At 67.6% G+C, this 17,665-nt stretch carries 19 protein-coding genes and 1 riboswitch; of the genes, 8 read left to right on the top strand and 11 right to left on the bottom strand.

Annotated features, from left to right (window positions below):
* Positions 1–2 precede the first annotated feature (2 nt).
* From HUX88_RS08340 to HUX88_RS08305, 8 genes are read right to left on the bottom strand one after another with little or no spacing between them, the layout of a single operon-like run.
* Complete coding sequence (locus tag HUX88_RS08340; RefSeq protein ID WP_176361461.1) at positions 3–1,193, bottom strand: cobalt-precorrin-5B (C(1))-methyltransferase; 1,191 nt, start codon at positions 1,191–1,193, stop codon at positions 3–5.
* Positions 1,190–1,867 (bottom strand): precorrin-8X methylmutase, encoded by a 678-nt coding sequence (locus HUX88_RS08335; RefSeq protein WP_117012518.1) that lies wholly within the window; start codon positions 1,865–1,867, stop codon positions 1,190–1,192. Before HUX88_RS08335 ends, HUX88_RS08340 begins: the two co-directional genes overlap by 4 nt.
* Entirely contained in the window at positions 1,864–2,766 is a 903-nt protein-coding gene (locus tag HUX88_RS08330) for a sirohydrochlorin chelatase (RefSeq protein ID WP_161098377.1), read from the bottom strand. The genes HUX88_RS08335 and HUX88_RS08330 overlap by 4 nt, the downstream gene beginning before the upstream one ends.
* A complete protein-coding gene (cobM, locus tag HUX88_RS08325) occupies positions 2,763–3,548 on the bottom strand; it encodes a precorrin-4 C(11)-methyltransferase (protein WP_176361460.1) in 786 nt (261 codons plus the stop codon). Before cobM ends, HUX88_RS08330 begins: the two co-directional genes overlap by 4 nt.
* Positions 3,545–4,402, bottom strand: a complete 858-nt coding sequence (locus tag HUX88_RS08320; protein WP_176361459.1) for an ABC transporter ATP-binding protein — start codon at positions 4,400–4,402, stop codon at positions 3,545–3,547. The genes cobM and HUX88_RS08320 overlap by 4 nt, the downstream gene beginning before the upstream one ends.
* The gene (gene cbiQ, locus HUX88_RS08315) at positions 4,399–5,133 is read right to left on the bottom strand and encodes a cobalt ECF transporter T component CbiQ (protein ID WP_176361458.1); all 735 of its coding nucleotides are present in this window, start codon (positions 5,131–5,133) and stop codon (positions 4,399–4,401) included. The genes HUX88_RS08320 and cbiQ overlap by 4 nt, the downstream gene beginning before the upstream one ends.
* Positions 5,123–5,464, bottom strand: coding sequence for an energy-coupling factor ABC transporter substrate-binding protein (locus HUX88_RS08310; protein ID WP_117012523.1), 342 nt, complete (start codon positions 5,462–5,464; stop codon positions 5,123–5,125). The genes cbiQ and HUX88_RS08310 overlap by 11 nt, the downstream gene beginning before the upstream one ends.
* Positions 5,461–6,144 (bottom strand): energy-coupling factor ABC transporter permease, encoded by a 684-nt coding sequence (locus HUX88_RS08305; protein WP_161098381.1) that lies wholly within the window; start codon positions 6,142–6,144, stop codon positions 5,461–5,463. The genes HUX88_RS08310 and HUX88_RS08305 overlap by 4 nt, the downstream gene beginning before the upstream one ends.
* Positions 6,145–6,263: 119 nt before the next feature.
* Positions 6,264–6,474, bottom strand: a riboswitch (cobalamin riboswitch).
* Positions 6,475–6,778: 304 nt separating this feature from the next.
* Here HUX88_RS08305 and HUX88_RS08300 point away from each other — a divergent pair.
* Genes HUX88_RS08300 through HUX88_RS08285 form a run of 4 tightly spaced genes read left to right on the top strand, consistent with a single transcriptional unit; the run spans position 6,779 to position 11,817 of the window.
* Positions 6,779–7,873 carry an SGNH/GDSL hydrolase family protein gene (locus HUX88_RS08300; RefSeq protein ID WP_176361457.1) on the top strand — a complete coding sequence of 365 codons (1,095 nt, stop codon included), beginning with the start codon at positions 6,779–6,781 and terminating at the stop codon, positions 7,871–7,873.
* A 20-nt stretch (positions 7,874–7,893) separates the two neighbouring features.
* Positions 7,894–8,577: a hypothetical protein gene (locus HUX88_RS08295; RefSeq protein ID WP_176361456.1), complete on the top strand. Its 684-nt coding sequence runs from the start codon at positions 7,894–7,896 to the stop codon at positions 8,575–8,577.
* 56 nt (positions 8,578–8,633) lie between these two features.
* Positions 8,634–11,033: an apolipoprotein N-acyltransferase gene (lnt, locus tag HUX88_RS08290; protein ID WP_373886765.1), complete on the top strand. Its 2,400-nt coding sequence runs from the start codon at positions 8,634–8,636 to the stop codon at positions 11,031–11,033.
* A 34-nt stretch (positions 11,034–11,067) separates the two neighbouring features.
* Positions 11,068–11,817 (top strand): hypothetical protein, encoded by a 750-nt coding sequence (locus tag HUX88_RS08285; protein ID WP_176361455.1) that lies wholly within the window; start codon positions 11,068–11,070, stop codon positions 11,815–11,817.
* Between the two features lie 18 nt (positions 11,818–11,835).
* Here HUX88_RS08285 and HUX88_RS08280 read toward each other — a convergent pair whose 3' ends face one another.
* Positions 11,836–12,735, bottom strand: a complete 900-nt coding sequence (locus HUX88_RS08280) for a hypothetical protein (protein ID WP_176361454.1) — start codon at positions 12,733–12,735, stop codon at positions 11,836–11,838.
* 114 nt (positions 12,736–12,849) lie between these two features.
* On the opposite strand from HUX88_RS08280, the gene HUX88_RS08275 reads away from it, so the two are divergent.
* Positions 12,850–13,674, top strand: a complete 825-nt coding sequence (locus HUX88_RS08275; protein ID WP_176361453.1) for an arylamine N-acetyltransferase — start codon at positions 12,850–12,852, stop codon at positions 13,672–13,674.
* A 3-nt stretch (positions 13,675–13,677) separates the two neighbouring features.
* Here the strand turns inward: HUX88_RS08275 and HUX88_RS08270 are convergent, their stop codons facing one another.
* Positions 13,678–14,577 (bottom strand): hypothetical protein, encoded by a 900-nt coding sequence (locus HUX88_RS08270; protein WP_176361452.1) that lies wholly within the window; start codon positions 14,575–14,577, stop codon positions 13,678–13,680.
* 192 nt (positions 14,578–14,769) lie between these two features.
* On the opposite strand from HUX88_RS08270, the gene HUX88_RS08265 reads away from it, so the two are divergent.
* The 3 genes from HUX88_RS08265 to HUX88_RS08255 are packed head-to-tail and all read left to right on the top strand — an operon-like array spanning position 14,770 to position 17,068.
* Positions 14,770–15,510, top strand: a complete 741-nt coding sequence (locus HUX88_RS08265; RefSeq protein ID WP_176361451.1) for an ABC transporter substrate-binding protein — start codon at positions 14,770–14,772, stop codon at positions 15,508–15,510.
* Positions 15,511–15,530: 20 nt separating this feature from the next.
* Positions 15,531–16,628 carry a hypothetical protein gene (locus HUX88_RS08260; RefSeq protein WP_176361450.1) on the top strand — a complete coding sequence of 366 codons (1,098 nt, stop codon included), beginning with the start codon at positions 15,531–15,533 and terminating at the stop codon, positions 16,626–16,628.
* A 14-nt stretch (positions 16,629–16,642) separates the two neighbouring features.
* Positions 16,643–17,068 carry a phosphate ABC transporter substrate-binding protein gene (locus HUX88_RS08255; RefSeq protein ID WP_117012537.1) on the top strand — a complete coding sequence of 142 codons (426 nt, stop codon included), beginning with the start codon at positions 16,643–16,645 and terminating at the stop codon, positions 17,066–17,068.
* On the opposite strand, the gene HUX88_RS08250 is transcribed toward HUX88_RS08255, so the two are convergent.
* A complete protein-coding gene (locus HUX88_RS08250; protein ID WP_176361449.1) occupies positions 17,069–17,665 on the bottom strand; it encodes a hypothetical protein in 597 nt (198 codons plus the stop codon). It abuts the gene before it with no gap.

Here is a 17,665-nt window from a genome sequence, read left to right as displayed (position 1 = left end):
GCTTATGCTTCCGGTAGATGATCGATGCCGATGCGGCCGGCGCTGGCGGGCCGCTCATGCGGCTCGGCGGGGGCCGACCATACGTCGGCCACCTGCACGCCGCTGAAATCGCACACCAGCACGCGCAGCTGGAATGCGCGGCCGTAGCGGTCCGGCGCGGTGAGGGTGTCGATGGCGGCTTGCGCCAGCGCGTGGTGGAAGGCGTCGCCAAGGCCGCGTTCCACCATCAGCTCCGCGCCGAAGCGCGCGGTTTCGGCGGCGGCCATGGCGGCGCAGTCCTCCGGCGTGGCGCCGATGCGGCGCGCCACCTCGGCCACCAGGTCGGTATCGACCTCGCTGCGGTTGGCGTGGGTGATGGTTTCGCCCTGCGCGATCTTGGTCAGCTTGCCGACCATGACGGCCATCACCACCAGCTGTATGCCCTGCGCCACCACTTCATCCAGCGCGTAGCGCAGGAAGTCGCCCATCTGCACGAAGCAGGCCGACGGCAGCTCCGGGCGTTCCGCGCGCAGCGCGGTCATGGCGAAGGTCTCGGTGCGGCCGCCGGTGGTCAGCGCCACCACGCCGTGGCCTGCGGTGGCTGCCACCTGTATGCCCTGCACCACGCTGGCGCGCCACGCGGCGGTCGAATACGGCTTGACGATGCCGGTGGTGCCGAGGATGCTGATGCCGCCCAGGATGCCCAGGCGGGCATTGGTGGTCTTCTTCGCCATCACCTGGCCGTCCGGCACGCTGATGGTCACTTCGACGCCGTGTTGCGCCAGCAGCTCCGGCGCAGCTTCGCGCAGGTTGTCGGCGATGTTCTTGCGCGGGGCGGGGTTGATCGCCGGGCCGCCCACTTCCAGGCCCAGGCCTTTCATCGTGACAGTGCCGACGCCGTCGCCCGCCACGTAGGTCACCTCGCCGGCCTGGCCGGGCAGCAGGCGTAGGTCGACCGTCATGTGGGCGCCGTCGGTGCAATCCGGGTCGTCGCCGGCGAATTTGACGACCATGGCGTGCGCGCGGCCTGGCTCGCAACGGCCGTCGTGGATGGCGAACACCACGCGACTGCCGTTGGGCAGCAGGCTCTCGATTTCTTCCGGCACCCGTCCGTGGACGAGGCCCAGCACCGCCGCGCGCGCGGCGGCGGCGGAGCAGGCGCCGGTGGTGAAACCGGTGCGGGTGCCACGTTCGGCAGCCGCTTTCTCCTTCATGCCATCGCCTTTTGACGTGCTTCGGCCAACGCCAGCAGCGCGTGCAGCGTTGCCACCACCAGCGTGGAACCGCCCTTGCGGCCACGGATGACGATCCACGGCACGTCGCCGACTTCGGCCATCAAGTCCTTGGATTCGGCGGCGGAGACGAAGCCCACCGGCATGCCGACCACCAGCGCCGGGCGCACGCCTTCCTCGCGGATCAGGCGCACCAGCTCAATCAGCGCGGTGGGCGCGTTGCCGATGCCGATGACGGCCTTGTCCAGCAAGCCCAGTCGGTGCGCCTTGCGCATGGCCTGCACGGCGCGTGTGGTGTCTTCCTTTTGCGCGGTGGCGATGACGTCGGCGTCGCTGATGAACTGGTGGGTCTTCATGCCGAAGTGCGCAAGGCGCGGCTGCGACAGGCCGGAGCAGATCATCTCCACGTCGGCCACCACCGGCGCGCCGCCGGCCAGCATCGCGTCGATGCCGGCTTCCACCGCGTCCGCATGGAAGGCGGTCAGGCCGTTGAAGTCGAAGTCCGCGTTGGCGTGGATCATGCGGCGCACGATGGGCCACTGGCTTTCGGTGTAGCCGTGCGGGCCGGCTTCGGCGTCGATGATGGCGAAGCTGTCATGCTCGATCGCCTGCCCGGCGCGGGTCAGTTGTTCGGTAACGGTGTTCACGGTGCTCATGCCGGCTGCGCCTCCGCGTGGTCGTGATGCGGATGCACGTGAACCTCGTGCGTGTGCGCGTGGGAGTGGCCGTGGCCCAGGTCATGCGCGATCTCGCGGTAGCTGCATCCGTCGCAGGGCAGGCGGCTGTCCGGCACGCCGGCGCGCAGGTCTTCCACGCGCTGGTCCATCAGTTCGAAGATCTCGTTCTCGAAGCCGAAATGCTCGGAGCAGGCGAAGCGCACCTGCGGATACTGGCCGCGCAGATGCTCAACCTGACGGTGTATGCGTTGCATCAGGGTGCCGGTGTACAGGTAGTAGGGCAGCACCACGATCTGGCGCATGCCCAGCGTGACCTGGCGCTGCACCACTTTCTCCAGGCGCGGCCAGGTGATGCCGGTGAAGGCCAGGTCGACCAGCTCATGGTCGCCTTCCTCCAGCAGCCAGCGGGCCATCTTGGCCATCTCGCCGTTGGCGCCACGGTCGGACGAGCCGCGTCCCAGCACCACCACGCCGGTGCTGGTCGGATCGGGCATGTCCAGAGTGTTCATCGCCTTGCGCAGGCGGCGCTTGAGGATCGCCAGGATCGGATCGCAGGCGGTGAGGTGCGGCGCCAGCAGGATCTCGGTCTGCGGGCAGGCGAGCCGCGCGTGTTCGATCGCTTCCGGTATCTCCATCTTGACATGGCCGGCCGCGTTCAGGATCAGCGGCACCACCAGCACGCGGCGCGAGCTGCGCGCGGCGTCCAGCAGCGCGGCGTTCATCTCCGGCGGCGCGAATTCGATGAAGCACAACTCGATGCGCCAATCCGGGCGGCGCGCGCGCCATTGGCTGGTGAATTCACGGATCTCCTGGTTGCCGGAATCCTCGCGGGAACCATGGCCGACAATCAGGATTGTGTCCTTGCTTACTGGGTTCATGCGCTCGCCTTTCTGAAACGATGGGTAAATGTGGGGTCATACAATTTGGAGCGCGCCAGTGTCTCCCAATGCAGCGCGCCCAGGGTGGGGCTGGCGACGATCATCGCCTGGCTGGCGATGCCGGCCTCCCGGCAGCGCTGCTTGATGTCGGCCAGCGTGCCGCGCACGATCTTCTGCTCGCCGGGCCAACTGGCCTTGTGCACCACCAGCATCGGCGCGTCCTCGGCCCAGCCGGCGGCGCGCAGCGCGGTTTCCACCTTGTGCATCAGCGTGATCGACAGGAAGATGCACAGCGTGGTGCGGTGCGCGGCCAGGCTGGCGAGGTCTTCGCCCTCCGGCATCGGCGTGCGGCCTTCGACGCGGGTGAGGATGACGGTCTGCGTCACCTCGGGCAGCGTCATGGATTCGCCGGCCGCCGCCATCGATGCCATCGCGGACGACACGCCCGGCACCACGGACCATTCGATGCCGGCGTCGACGAGCGGGCGCGCCAGTTCGATCAGCGCGCCGTACAGCGCGGGGTCGCCGGTTTGCAGGCGCACCACGGTGGCGTGGTTGCGCGCCTGCTCGATCAGCCATGCGGTCATTTCCTCCAGCGTCATGTCCTTGGAATCGCGGATGGCGCAGCCGGGCGGCGCGTACAGCGTGACGGCGCGGTCCACCAGCGAGCCGGCGAACAGCACGGCACCCGCCTGCGACAGCAGCTTCTGGCCTTTGACGGTGATCAGTTCCGGGTCGCCGGGGCCTGCGCCCACGAACCAGATTTTGCCGAGAGATGTCATGCGGTGATTACTCCTGAATGTTTTTGTGCGCGCAGCGTGTCGAGCAAGGCGTCGACGCTGCGCGGTGCGGGGCCGGCCGGCAGCACGCCGAGATCGACCAGCTCCGCGTGCAGCGCCAGCGCGGCCGGGGGACGCTGGCCGGCGGCGTGCAGCACGTCGGCATGCGCGCACAGCGTCTGCGCCGGGCCGGAGGCGATGCAATGGCCGGCAGCCATCACGTGGATGTCGTCGGCCCAGCGGAAGGCGAAGTCGATGTCGTGCGTGGACAGCAGCACGGTGACGCCGCGCGCGGCCAGGCCGTCGAGCAGGGCGGCGAGTTCGGTTTGCATGGGCGCGTCGAGGCCCGCCATGGGTTCGTCCAGCAGCAGCACGTCCGGTTCCATCGCCAGCACGCCGGCGATGCAGACGCGTTTCTTCTGGCCGAAGCTCAGTTGATGCACCGCGCGGCGCGCGTGATTGCGCAAGCCCACCGCATCCAGCGCGGCGGCCACGCGGGCACGCACCTCGTCCGCATCCAGGCCGAGGTTGAGCGGGCCGAATGAAACGTCCTCCTCGACCAGCGCCGAAAACAGCTGGCGGTCCGGGTTCTGGAACACCAGTCCCACGCGGCTGCGCAGCGCCGTGAGTCCGGTGCGGCTGTAGTCGAAGGCTTGGCCGTCGATGTGCAACTGGCCGGCGGTGGGGCGCAGCAGGCCGTTCAGGTGCTGCAGCACGGTGGTCTTGCCGGCGCCGTTCGCGCCCAACAGCGCGTAGCGGCGGCCACGGTGCAGCGTCAGGCTGCAATCGTGCAGGCCCTTGCTGCCGTCGGGGTAGACGTGGGCGACGGCTTGCAGTTCCAGTATCGGGGCGCTCACAGACGGTCTCCCACGGCCAGCGCCACCAGCAGCGCGCCGGCCAGCGCGGCCAGCGCGCACTGGCGGCGCGCCTGCGGGTAGACCACTGGCAGGAAGCGCAGCGCGCCCTGGCAGACGCGCGCGTCCGCCGCTATTTGCAGCGCTGCGGCGCGCTGCCACACTTGTACAGCCATTTGCCCGGCCAGCAAGCCGGTCGAGCGCCACGCCTGGCGCCAGCCGCGATAGCCTAGGCGCGCGCTTTGCGCGGTCACGCCTTCGTCCCACGCCTGGCGCAGCACAAACAGCATGCGGTAGCACAGCACCATCATGTCGAGCAGCAGTTCCGGCATGCGCAGGCGGCGCATGAGTGCGAGCAGGCCGGGCATCGGTGTGCTGAGCACCAGTCCAGACAGCGCGGCCAGCATGGCCAGCGAACGCAATGCGGTGTGGACGACGACCGGCAGCATGGCGGCGGACCAGCGCCAGTCGCCCTGCGCGTCGGGGCTGAACAGCATGGCGGCGCAGGAGATCAGCAGGAAGCCGAGCGGCGGCAGCACGGTGGCCGCGTAGGCGCGCAGAGGAACGCGCGCGCCCAGCAGCGCGGCTAGCACGAGCACCGACGTCAGCGCGGCCAGCGCGTAAGGACTGCGGGCCACCCAGGCCGCGACCACGCCGGCCAGCGCAAACAGCGCCTTGGCCGACGGCGCCACATCGCGCCAGCGGCTGGCGTACGCGGTCGACTCAATCAGCACGGCGGTCCTGCGGGGAGGCGGCCTCGCGGCGCGCGCGTTCGCGGGCCATGGACGTGCCGAGCCAAAAACCGATCACGCCGGCGCCGATGGCCGCCTGCAGCGCGAACAGCAGCGACGCGATTTCATCGCTGGCCGGCTCGAACACGGGCGTGAACCAGGGCTTGTAGCCGGGAGCGATGGCGCCGATGGCCTGCTGTGCGCGATTGTCCGCGCCGGTGAAGATGGCCGGCGCCTCGCCGCCGGGCGCCGCCGGCGGCGCGGTCGCCAGCCACAGGGGCAGCACGGTCAACAGCACCAGCGCCAGGCAGATCAACCAGGTGCGCGCCTTCATGCGCCACCCTTGCGCGCGCCGAGCGTCATCACCGGCAGCGCGCGCAGCTCGTGCGCGTTGAAGCGGACCATCGCGTTCACCACCAGCAGCGTGAGCAGGCCTTCGCTGATGGCGATCGGCACCTGCGTCAGCGCGAAGATGCCGGCGAACTTGAAGAACGAAACGCTAAAGCCGCCCACGGCGGCGGGGAAGGCCAGCGCCAGTTGGATCGACGTGGTGACATACGTGGCCAGGTCGCCCAGGCAGGCGGCCAGGAACACCGCCGGCGACCGCGTGAGGCCCAGCGCCGACGCCGCGCGCAGCACGCCGTACGACACGAACGGCCCGACGATCGCCATCGAAAACACGTTCGCGCCCAGCGTCGTCAGGCCGCCGTGCGCCATCAGCAGCGCCTGGAACATCAGCACCACGAAGCCGACCGGCACCATCGCGGCGGGCCCGAACAAGGCGGCGCCCAGGCCGACGCCGGTCGGATGCGAACAACTGCCCGTGACCGACGGCAGCTTCAAAGCGGACAACAGGAACGCGAACGCGGCGGCCACACCGAGCAGCATGCGCCGCTCGGGATGCGATTGCAGGTCGCGGCCGATGGAGCGCAAGCCCCAGGCCAGAAAAGGCAAGGAAACGGCTGCCCAGCCGAGCGCGTGCGCCGGAGGCAAAAAGCCTTCCATGATATGCATTCGAAACCTCCCGTCGAATGGTTTTTACGGACAACCACGCGGGAGATGAAAGACGGTCGACGGGCGGCACGGGAGCGTGCGCGAACGATCGATAGCGAATTCCCGTCACCCCGCGGAGATGATGCTGATTTTTTTTGGGCCGGTATTCTGGCTGGCCTTCGTCCTTCTCCGTGTCTTCCCGCGGTTTAATGCAGTGACGTGATGACGGAGTCGTCTGGCTTACAGCAGCGGGGGCTGCACCGGAATGGCCGCGTGTTTCAGCGGCTTCACCGGTTTCCCGTTTAACGAGCGCTCCAAGGAGACGCTCGCACCCAAGCATTGATCTTACACTAACGTTACGCAATGTGCCAACACCGCAGGCTGTGATCGCGGCGCGACAGGCGGCCGGTCCTGTGGAGACATTCGCTTGTTCTTGCGAGACAGCTGGCGGGTCATGGCGTGCGCGGGGCGCTCGCGGGGTAGTATGAGCTGCTTGCTAACATTGCGTCGGCAGGCGATATCACGCAGTTGAAGTGGACGACGGCAACCAGGCCGCCGCGACGTGATGGCTCGCGCGGGCGAGGTTGCTGTTAGTCGTAGCAGGAGAACAACCAACAATACGCCATCTCGCACATCCTCTGATCGGAGACACCCCATGTCGTACACCCGCTTTCACAAGAAGTCGTTGCCTACGCTGCTGTCCTCGCTTTTCCTGCTCGCTGTCGCGGACCACGCGGCGGCCAGCACCCTGAACCAGAACGTTTCCTGGACCATCGACCGGGCCGGTACCTCCACCGTCTACCGCGTGGTGGCCTACGGCGATTCGATCTTCGCCGGCTACAACGGCTCCGTCACCAGCGCCGCCAAGTACTCGGCGCCGACGGTGGATGCGGAATACCTGTCCGCGCTGTGGAACGCCGACATCGAGAGCGTGCGCCGCACCAAGTCCGGCGCGGTGGCGTCGGACGTCTACAACAACAAGATCGTGGCCGAGCGTTCGTATATGCAAGCGAGTAACACCCGCGTGGTGGCCTTCGAGATGTGCGGCAACGACGGCCTGCAGGCCCGCACCGCCTTCAAGGGCCAGACCGGCACCTGCGACGACAGCGTGCTGACCGCCGCCGAAAGCAGCTGCAAGACCTATGTCGGCGCGGCGATGGACTACATCAACGCCAACGCCTATTCCGGCGTCAAGCTCAAGCTGGTGTCCAACCTGCACTATCCGGGCTACGATGCCGACAACGTCCAGAGCTCGTGCAAGGACGCCTCCACCGGCAAGACCGTGAACATGCAGGACAAGTTCCTGCCGTCGCTGGCGCGAATCAACTTCGCCATGTGCGACCTGGCGCGCCAGAAGGGCTTCGCCTGCGCGGACAACTTCGCGCAGTACATGGGCGCCGACTACGACAGCAACAACGACGGCAAGATCGACTCCGAGGCGCTGCGCTACGTCGCCGGCGAGAGCCAGTCCAGCTATGTCACGCGCATCACGACCACGCTGCGCTCGACGCTGCGCGACGCCAACGCGCACTTCGTCTCGTCCGGCAGCAGCTACGACTACATCCAGTCCGACGACACCCATCCGACCTACAGCGGCAGCACCGTCACGGCCGGCCTGTTCGGCGGCAGCTCTGGTTCGGGCGCGCCGCGCTACACGTCCTTCTCGGCCGGCAAGAACCCGATCTGGAACCAGTACGGCCACGAGCGGATGGGCTGGGCGGTGTCGACCTACAACGTCGCCACGCCTTGATGCGTGGGTGAGCTGATCCCTTGGACAAGCCTCCCGAGCGGCCAGAGGCCGGCAGCGAGACACCGGGCGCGGACCGCGCCTGGCGCCCGCGCGCCGGCTTGCTGGCTGTGGCGCTGGTGCTGGCCGTGATCGGCTGCGGCGTGCTGGTGTATCTGGTCACCACGCCGGATCCCGGCATCGCCGCCGGCGGCGCGCCGGCGCCGGTTGCGGCCAGCGCGGCGACTGCCGCAGGGCCGCCGCTTGGGTCCGCCCCCGCGCCTTCAGCACTGGCGGGCTCCGCGTCAAATCAACAGCGCCCGCCGGAGGGAGACGCCGACCCGACGCGCGACCTGAAAAGCTACGTGCCGCGCGGCGCCAATCCCAGCATGCCCGAAGTGATCGAACGCCTGCATGAACGCGGCGTGTACAGCGGCCTGGGCGCGTTTTCGCCGCCGGGCACGCGTCCGCCCAAGGTCGGGCTGGCGGTGCCCGAGGACTTCGAGCTGCCGTCCGGCTACGTGCGCCACCACCAGGCCACCGACGACGGCCAGCGCATCGAAGCGATCCTGATGTTCGCGCCCGATTTCCAGCTGTACGACGCCGCCCACAATCCAATCGCGATGCCCAAGGACCGCGTGGTGCCGCCCGAGCTGGCGCCGCCCGGACTGCCGATACGGCGCATCGTCATTCCTCCTCCCATCGAACCGGCCGCCCCCGGCCGTTGATCCGCATGCGACTACTTTTGAATTCCTCCACGGCGCGCATGGCGGCCGGTATTTGTGTGAGCGCCGTCCTGTCGGCCCTGTACGCGCGCGGTGGCCCTGGCTGGTTGCTGGGCTTCGTGATGCTGGCGCCGTGGCTGTGCACGCTGAACGCGAGCAGTTCGTTGGCGGCGTCGCTGGGCTCGGCCTATTTGATGTCGCTGGCCTTCACGGCCGCCGCCTTCGCCTGGTTCGGTACCGCCTTTGGACGCTACACGCATGCCGGCGCCGGTACGGGACTGGCCGTGCTGCTGCTGGCCGCGCCGCTGTTCCAGCCCCAGTTCCTGGTGTTCGCGCTGGTGCGCCATCTTAGCGGACGCTGGCACGGCCCGCTGCTGCGCGCGCTGGCCGCCGCCGCATCGTGGGTGGCGGCGGAATGGCTGCTGCCCAAGCTGCTCGGCGACACGCTTGGCTACGGGCTGTATCCGTCGCAGCTGCTGCGCCAAGGTGCAGCCGTGGGCGGCGCCGCCGGCCTGACCTTGCTGCTGTTGCTGGCCAACGAGGGCGTGGCGGCATCGCTGACGCGCCGCCGCGACGGCTGGCGTGCGATGTTGCGGCCGCTCGCGCTGGCCGCGCTGGGTCCGCTGCTGCTGGCGGGCTATGGCTTGGCCTCGCAGCCGGATGGCACTGCCGCCGCTGGCAAGCCACTGCGCATGGGCCTGGTGCAGGCGAACATCGTCGACTATGAGGGCATGCGCCAGCAGAAGGGCGCGCGCGCCGTGGTGCGCGAGGTGCTCGACACGCACTTCGCCATGAGCTACGACGTGGTGGTGCGTCGCCACGCCGACGCGGTGCTGTGGTCGGAGACGGCCTATCCCACCACCTTCGGCCATCCGAAGAGCGAGGCAGGCGCGGAGTTCGATCGCGAGATCCTCGCCAACGTCCGGGCGGCCGGCGTGCCCTTCGTGTTCGGCACCTACGATATCGACAACGATGGCGAATACAACGCGGCCGCCTTCGTGCAGCCCACCGGCCTGACGGGCTTCTATCGCAAGACGCGCCTGTTCCCCTTCACCGAATACGTGCCGGCCTGGCTGGACGGGCCGCGCCTGCGGCGCCTGCTGCCGTGGACCGGCCACTGGCGGGCGGGCAATGGCGCGCGCGTCTTCCCGCTGCGCCTGGCCGACGGCCGCGAGATCCCGGTGCTGCCGCTGATCTGCCTCGACGACGTCGACGCCGGCCTGGCGATCGCAGGCGCCAGGCTAGGCGCGCAAGCCATCCTGACGATGTCGAACGATTCCTGGTTCAGCGACGATCCCGAAGGCGCGCGGCTGCACCAGGCCGCGGCGGCGTTCCGCAGCATCGAGACGCGGCTGCCGCAATTTCGCGTCACCACCAACGGCTACAGCGCGGTGTTCGACGCGGCTGGCAACATCCTGGCCGGCACGCGCATGGGCGAGCCGGCGCTGGTGGTGGCGGAATTGCGCGTGAACCGGCCGGCGCCGACCTTGATGGTGCGCTGGGGCGACTGGGTCGGACCGGCCGCCGTCGTGTTCCTGCTGTTGCTGGCGGCGCGGGCGGCGATTCCGTCGTGGCGTCCGCAAGCGGAGGCAGCGCCGCAGCCCGCCATGCGCTTTCCTGTCCGGGTGGCGGTGCTGCCGCCGGCGGCGCGCGTCGCGGCGGCGCTGTTGCGCGTCATCGCGCGCGCCGGCCTGCTCGGCATCTGCGTGGCGCTGCTGCTGAACGAACCGTTGCGGACTAATACCCTGGCGCAGATTCGTTTGTTCTCGGGACTCTTCCTCGCGCCGGAAGCCGCGTCGTGGTGCGTGCTGCTGGCGTTCTCCGCGCAAGCGTCGATCGGCGGTGCAGCACTGGTGCTTACGCGCGGCGCGCAACGCATCGAACTTGCGCTGGGCGACATCGCCGCCGTCGAGTTGTGGCGCTTGCCGGTTCCCGGCGCCGGCGTCGCGCTGCGGCTGGCTTCGGGACAGCGCTGGCGCTACGGGCTGGCACTGGCGAACCCGCTGGCGTTCGCCACCGCGCTGTCTGTCGCCGGCGTTCCGCGCAGCGTTGAGCGCTCCGGCGCGGTGATGGGCGTGTATGCACGCGCGCGGCTGGCGCTGCGCCGCCGCAAGCTGGACCTGCCGCTGGCCAAGTTCGTGCTGCTGCCGCTGGCGTTGGCGATACCCGCCTTCCACCTGCATCAGCATATTGCCTACGGCAGTGCTTTCGGCGAGTATTACACCTTTGGCCTGAAGGCTTACCTGGTGGCCTTTGCGCTGTGGTGGGCCGCGTGGTCCATCGGCGTGGTGCTGAGCGCGGCGCTGCTGCGCGCGGCGATCGAAGCCGGCACGCTGATGGCGGCGCTGCTGCGGCCCGGTCGGGCCGTCGAAGTGCGCGGCTGGCTGGAGCGCGCCGGCCGCCTGGCGCTGTATCTCGGCTTGCCAGGATGGCTGCTGGCGAACTTGTTTGGTACCTAGAATTCACATAGCAATGCAGATTAAACGACGTGTCATGTTAAAAAAACTCCTCGCTTTTTTTGGCGGCTCACTCGCCGTGCAACAGGCTGCGCAATCCGCTTCGCCCGCCGAGGAGGCGCTGCTGCGCCAGATCGCCGAGCGCAGCAAGTCCGATCCCCTGATCGGCGCTAAACTGGGCGGCAAGGATGTCACCCAGCGTCTGCTGGCGGGAATGAAGACCGCGCAAGGCGTCCATATCGAATCGCTGCTGTGCGCGCTGGGAGCGCTGGCGGGATATGCGTGCCAGGCCAGCGTTCGCGCGCAGGCCGTCGCGCGCGGGCTGCCGGAAACCGCGCTGTTGACGTCGGTTCAAACCAAGGATGGGCAGACCTATTTCTTCGGGGACGATCTCAACAAGCCATTGGCCGAGTCCCGATATTCGGTGTGGGGCATCGCCGGCGGCGGCGCGCAGGAGGCCGGCTGCAAGAGCCTGCCGGACCTGGCGGCGATTTTCCGGCACACGTCGGACGTGGTGGGGACGGACGCGTTCGGCAAACCGCGCGTCCCCGATAACCATGTGCCGCGGGATCAGCCGATCAACTATGTCCGCACACTCTGGCCTGTGCTCAAGCCGGTCGTGGTCAAATATTGTCCGAACCCCGAGCACTGGCCGGTGCTGTTGGGGCTGTCCATTCAGGAGGTCATCCTGATGGCGAAGACCGTCATCGACCCCTGCCTCGCGATGCAACTGGTCATGGAGGCGGCGGTGCCGATGTCCAAGGTGAACCTGGCCATGGTTCGATAATTCAAGCGGAGTCGTGTCCTACAACTGCGGCTTGTTGTCGCGCACGGTATTTTCGAGATTCTTTTTCTGTTGCTCGCGTGCGGCCGCCTCGGCATTGAGCGTGCCGACGTCATGCTGCAGCGGCGGCGCGACGATTTGGACCGCATACCGGTCGAGCATGTCCTGACTGCCGGTGCGCAAAGCCGAGGTGTCGATGGTGATGGTCATGGCGCAGGTCGGCGCGTACTCATCATAAACATTCATGTTGTCTGAAACCGGGGAGTACCTTGAGTACGGTACTTCACGGCAGGGAGTGTAATTGAAGTTGGTACTGAACGACGCGATCTGCTTGCCCGCCATATCGTACACCCACGCCATGTTGACCGTGATCTTGTCGCGATACATGACCTGGCCGCCGGGTTGGTCGTATTTTGTCTTCAGCGACTGGACCAGGGTATCTTTCAGTATGGCCCTGTCCGGTGGCAGGGATTGGTCGCGTTTGATCGCCCAGACTGTGCCGCCCTCGTTGAACAGCACACTGAAGAAATCCGCGCCCTTGGGATCGCCGCGTCCGACTCCGACCGATGCCTGGAAGCCGATCTCCCGCTTTGAGCCATGCTGGATGATGGGGATGATTTTGTAACCGGGATTGAGCTTTTGCACCGCCTGGCGCGCCTCGTTGGCGGTGATGCCGACCCGGATGCCGGCAATATCCGGTCCACCCGAGTTGAGCAGCGACGCCGGCATGCTCCTGCCGGTGGCGGCGGCGGCTTGCGTACCGCCGCCGTTGGCGGTGGCCGTGGCGCTGGCCTGGTCTTTGCCCAGGCCCTTGTCCACGCCTTGTTTGATGATCTGTTTCAGGTCGATGCCGCCGTTGGCCTGGCTTGCGGCCGATACCGTCAACGCCAACGCGGCGATCAAGAGTGCAGGGGTCTTCATTCGTTCATCCTTATTCATTCGATAACGTTAATGTACAACATCTTGCGCCATGCACGCCAGATTCAGCCTGCTATGATGCTGGCTCTTTCGCTAACATTTCAAACAGGCGGGAACATGGAACTACTGGACGCATATTGCGCGCGCATCGGCTACACCGGCCCGCGCACCCCCACGCTGGACACGCTGCGCGCCCTGCAGCAGCTGCATCCGGCCGCGATACCCTTCGAGGCCATCGACGTGCTGCTGGACCGGCCGGTGCTGCTGGCGCCGGCGGCGGTGGACGCCAAGCTGATCGCGGCCGGACGCGGCGGCTACTGCTTCGAGCAGAACAGCCTGTTCCAGCGCGTGCTGTGCGCGCTGGGCTTCGCGGTGGAGCCCTTGATCGCGCAGGTGCGATGGATGGCCGGCCCGGAAGCGTTGCACCGACCGCGCACCCACATGGTGTTGCGGGTGACCGTCGATGGCCAGCCCTGGCTGTGCGACGTCGGCTTCGGCAGCTGCGTGCTGACCGCGCCGATCCGCTTCGACCTGACGGCGCCGCAGTCTACGCCGCACGAGTGCTTCCGCATCACGCCGCAGGGCAACGAGCATCTGCTGGAGGCGCTGCTGGGCGACGACTGGCTGCCGGTCTACCTGGTCTCGCCCGCGCCCTGCCGCGACGGCGACTACGTGATGGCCAACTATTACTCGTCGACCTATCCGCAATCGCACTTCCGGCACGACCTGATCGTGGCGCGCTCCACGCCCGGGGCGCGCCACGCGCTGCTGCGCAACCGCCTGACGATACGCCGCGCGGACGGCGCCGGCGAGCGCCGCTTCCTCACCGCCGACGAGATCGAGCGGGCGCTGGCCGAGGTGTTCCTGCTGCCGGTGGCGCCGGACTGGCGTCCCGTGATCGAGCGCGCGGCCGCCGCCGTGTGGGACGAGCCGGTCCGCTAGCGTTCAGATCCCCGGTACCGGGTTGACGCCTTCGCGCAAATGGTAGGCGCCCTGTTCGTACACGTAGCGCGCGCTGCCGTTGAACGGGCGCACGTCGCGTTCCACGTCCTCGTTCTGATCGGATGATGCCGGCGCCGAGCGCGCGGTCCTTTCCTCGCCCGAGAACGTCAGCACCAGGTCGTCGTAGCCGCCCGGCGTGGCGGCGGGCGCTAAGCGCCACGCCGCCTCGGCTTGCCAGCACTTTTTGGTCGACGGTCCGCAGCCGCCTTCGTTATCCGAATGCACGGGAATGGCGCCGGCCAGGTCGCGCACTTGCATCGCGGCCGGATCGAACAGCGAGAGCAGGGTGATGGCGTAACCTTGCCACACGCCGCCATGCAGCATCGCGATGCCGGGCTTGCCGGCCGCCAGCTCGATCCAGCGCAGCTCGCCGATATTGCCGGACGAGCCCAGGCTGGCCACGTTGTCGTGGCGGCGCACCAGCTTCCATTGCCTGCCTTCCTGCCGCAGCAGATACAGGCTCAGGTAGCCGCTGCTCACGTGCGCGGAGTCGGCGTCGCCGGCGGCGTTGGCGTGCTGGCCGGACACCACCAGCACCGTGTCGCCGGAGGGCAGGCGTTCCATGTCCACCGCCTCCAGCGCCATGTGTATCTTGTGGCCGGGCTGGTCCGGGTCGGGCAGGTCGGCGACGGCGTCGTCCTGCGCCGCGCGGTAGGCGGGGCCGAACACCACCTGCATCAGCGGCGCGTAGTCTGAGGCCGGGGGCGGGGTGGCGGCTACGGTTGCGGGCGGTGCGCTGGCCGGCGCCGGCGCCGCCGGTGCGGTCTCCTTGCGGGAGCAGCCGGCGAGGCCGCTTAACATGGCGGCCGCCAGCAAGGGCGCGACGAGGGATTTCAAAGGCATGGCTGGTCTTGGTTTAAGAAAAAGACAACGAATATAGCGCAAATCCGCCGACTCGTCCGGCAAAAAAAGTTTTCATCGGCGCAACACTTGTTGGGGCGGCGGGGCGCGATTTTGCTAGAATGGAATTCGATCCTTGCTGGCATCTCCAATGTTATGAATCGTTTATACGCATGCTTGCTGTTGTGCCTTGCCATGGGCTCTGCCTGCGCGGGCACGGTGCAGGTGTGCGCGGACCAGGCGGAAATCCCGCCGTTCGTGTTCGCCGAGCGCGTCAACGGCCAGCGCAGCGCCAAGGTGGTGGGCGCCAGCGTCGACCTGCTCAAGCTGATCGGCGCGCGCCAGGGCTGGGACGTCAGCGTGCAGCTGCTGCCGTGGGCGCGCTGCCTGGCGCTGGTGGCCGATCATCGCGTCGATATCGCGCTCAACGTCAGCCAGGCCGACGCCGGCAGCCAGCTGGTGCTCAGCGACGCCTACTTCACCATGCACAATGTGTACTTCTATTCGCGCCGCGCGCGGCCGCAGGGACTCAGCCTGCAGAAGTTGAGCGACGTCGGCCGTTATCACTTGTGCGGCCTGGGCGGGTATCACTTCGAGGTCTACGGCATCCCCACCAGCAAGGTCGACCGCGGCGCCACCATCGGCTACGAGCAGCTGATCGGCAAGCTGCACCTGGGCCGCTGCGACCTGTTCATCGACAGCCGCGAGACCATGGCGGGACAGTACCTGATCAATCCCAAGCTGCGTAGCCTGCTGGTGGACGGCACGCTGGTGAGCCAGCCATTGCCGGACTCGCCGCTGCGTTCGCTGTACTTCGGCGTGGCCGCCGGCGGCGCCGACGCGGCCAGGCTATTGCAGACGCTGAACGAAGGCCTGGCGCGGCTGGCCAAGACCCGGGAGCTGGAGAAGCTGCTGGACCATTACATGGAACAATGACCGACCTGCCTGGAGCCCGGATGACCGCCATCTCTTACCTGATCCCGGCCGCGCTGGCGGCATTGCTGAGCTTGTCCGCGCGGGCGGCCGAGGCGCCGTCCGATCCGGTGCGGCCGTGGCTGTCGGTCAACGGCTTCGGCACGGTCGGGCTGGCGCATTCGGACGAGCACAACGCCGACTACGTGTTCGACAACCTGCAACCGAACGGCACCGGCCGCAACCGCCAGTGGACCGGCGATGTCGACAGCCGCCTGGGCGTGCAGCTGACCGCCAACTTCACGCCGCAGCTGTCGGGCGTGGTGCAGGTGGTGTCCGAGTACCGCTGGAACGACAGCTACCGGCCGCTGGTCACCTGGGCCAACCTGAAGTACGCGTTCACCCCGGACCTCAGCGTGCGCGTGGGCCGGATCGGACTGGCCAGCTTCCTGCTGTCGGATTCGCGCCGGGTCGGCTACAGCAACATCACGGCGCGTCCGCCGATCGAGGTCTACCGCCTGCTGGCGCTCAAGGAAAGCGATGGCGTGGACGCCTCGTACCGCGTCCACGCCGGCGACATCAGCAACACCACCACCATCCTGTACGGCAAGCGCACCGTCACCAACACGCGTGGCGTCGACATCCATTCGACCGCCGTGACGGGCGTGTTCGACACGCTGGAAAAGGGACCGCTGACCCTGCACGCGGCCTACCAGGAGCGCAATGTCGACAACCAGAATCCGCCGCGCGGGCGTTTCGCGTCGCTGGGCGCGTCGTGGGATCCGGGCGAGTGGTTCGTGGCCGGCGAATGGGTGCGGGCCACCAACTTCGACGGCAAGCGCGTCAAGGCGATCCGCGAAGCCTGGTATGTGAACGGCGGCCTGCGCTTCGGCACGTTGACGCCGTATGTCACCGTGTCCGAGCTGCGGCCGCTGACCGACACCGGCAACATCCCCGTGGCCCAGCGCACCTACGCGGCCGGCATGCGCTGGGACGTGGCGCGCAACCTCGACCTCAAGCTGCAATGGGACCAGCTGCACCTGGGCGCCAATTCCTACGGCACCTTGCAGAGCGTGGTGGCCGGCACGCCGCGCGGCGGCCATGTGAACGTGGTCAGCCTGCTGGCCGACTTCCTTTACTGACGGGGAGGCCGATCATGCGCATACCCGTCTCCATCCATTGCCTGCTGGCGGCGCTGCTGCTGGCCGGCAGTTGCAGCGCCGAGGTGGTGGTGATCGTCTCGGCCCGCAATCCGGTCAAGGCCCTGAGCGGCGAGCAGGCGTCCGACCTGTTCCTCGGCAAGGCGGTCGAGTTCCCCAACGGCCTGCACGCGGTGCCGATCGACCAGAGCGAAGGCTCGCCGGTGCGCGACGCCTTCTACCTGAAGAGCAGCGGCAAGGCGCCGGCGCAGATGAAGGCCTACTGGGCCCACATGCTGTTCACCGGCCGCGGCCAGCCGCCGGTGGAATCCGGCGACAGCGCCGCCATCAAGCGCCTGGTGGCCGACAATCCCAACCTGGTGGGCTATATCGACCGCAGCGCGCTCGACGCCAGCGTGCGCGCGGTGCTGGCGATCCACTAGTCAAACGTGGGCGGGGTCGTCCTGAGGTTGGCGGGCGGACAACAGAGCCATCTGCTGTTCGCGAGACTGCAAGGCGGCAAGCTTGTCGGTCAACCCGATTTTATCGTCGGCCTTGGTGCGGGCTATGGGCGCCATGCACGATAGCAGCGACTCCAGGCCCGTTACATTTTTGATCGCGTGGAACACCTTGTCCTTGTTGACGAACACCCAAGCGTTTTTCTTGCGCGTTAGCAGCTCAATGACGTTACTCAGCGTTCCCGGACTCTTTGTGTCCCAGATCATAAGGCCGGCGTCGGCTGCCTCCGCCATGGCAACATCCTTGGCCGTAAAGTAGGCGCGCGTACCTGGCTTATGATAAGTCGTCACCATGTGTACGGGCCAGTTGCCGACGTTGTTGCGGGGTTGGGCGCCGGTGCAGAACACAGTAACGTTCCGGTAGTCGCAATCAAGTAAAAACTGCTGAAGAGCTGTGTCGACTCCGTCCGCATCTCCCACCACCACGTCATGCCCAAGGGTGACAATGTTCATCAGGCGCTCCTGCACTTGCAGATCAAGGTGCTTGATGGACATGGAGCCGGCGACGAAGACGGTGGTCAT

The sequence above is a fragment of the Duganella sp. BJB1802 genome (genome assembly GCF_013369445.1).
Classification (GTDB): domain Bacteria; phylum Pseudomonadota; class Gammaproteobacteria; order Burkholderiales; family Burkholderiaceae_D; genus Rugamonas; species Rugamonas vulcania_A.
This window is presented reverse-complemented; position numbering and strand designations above follow the sequence as displayed.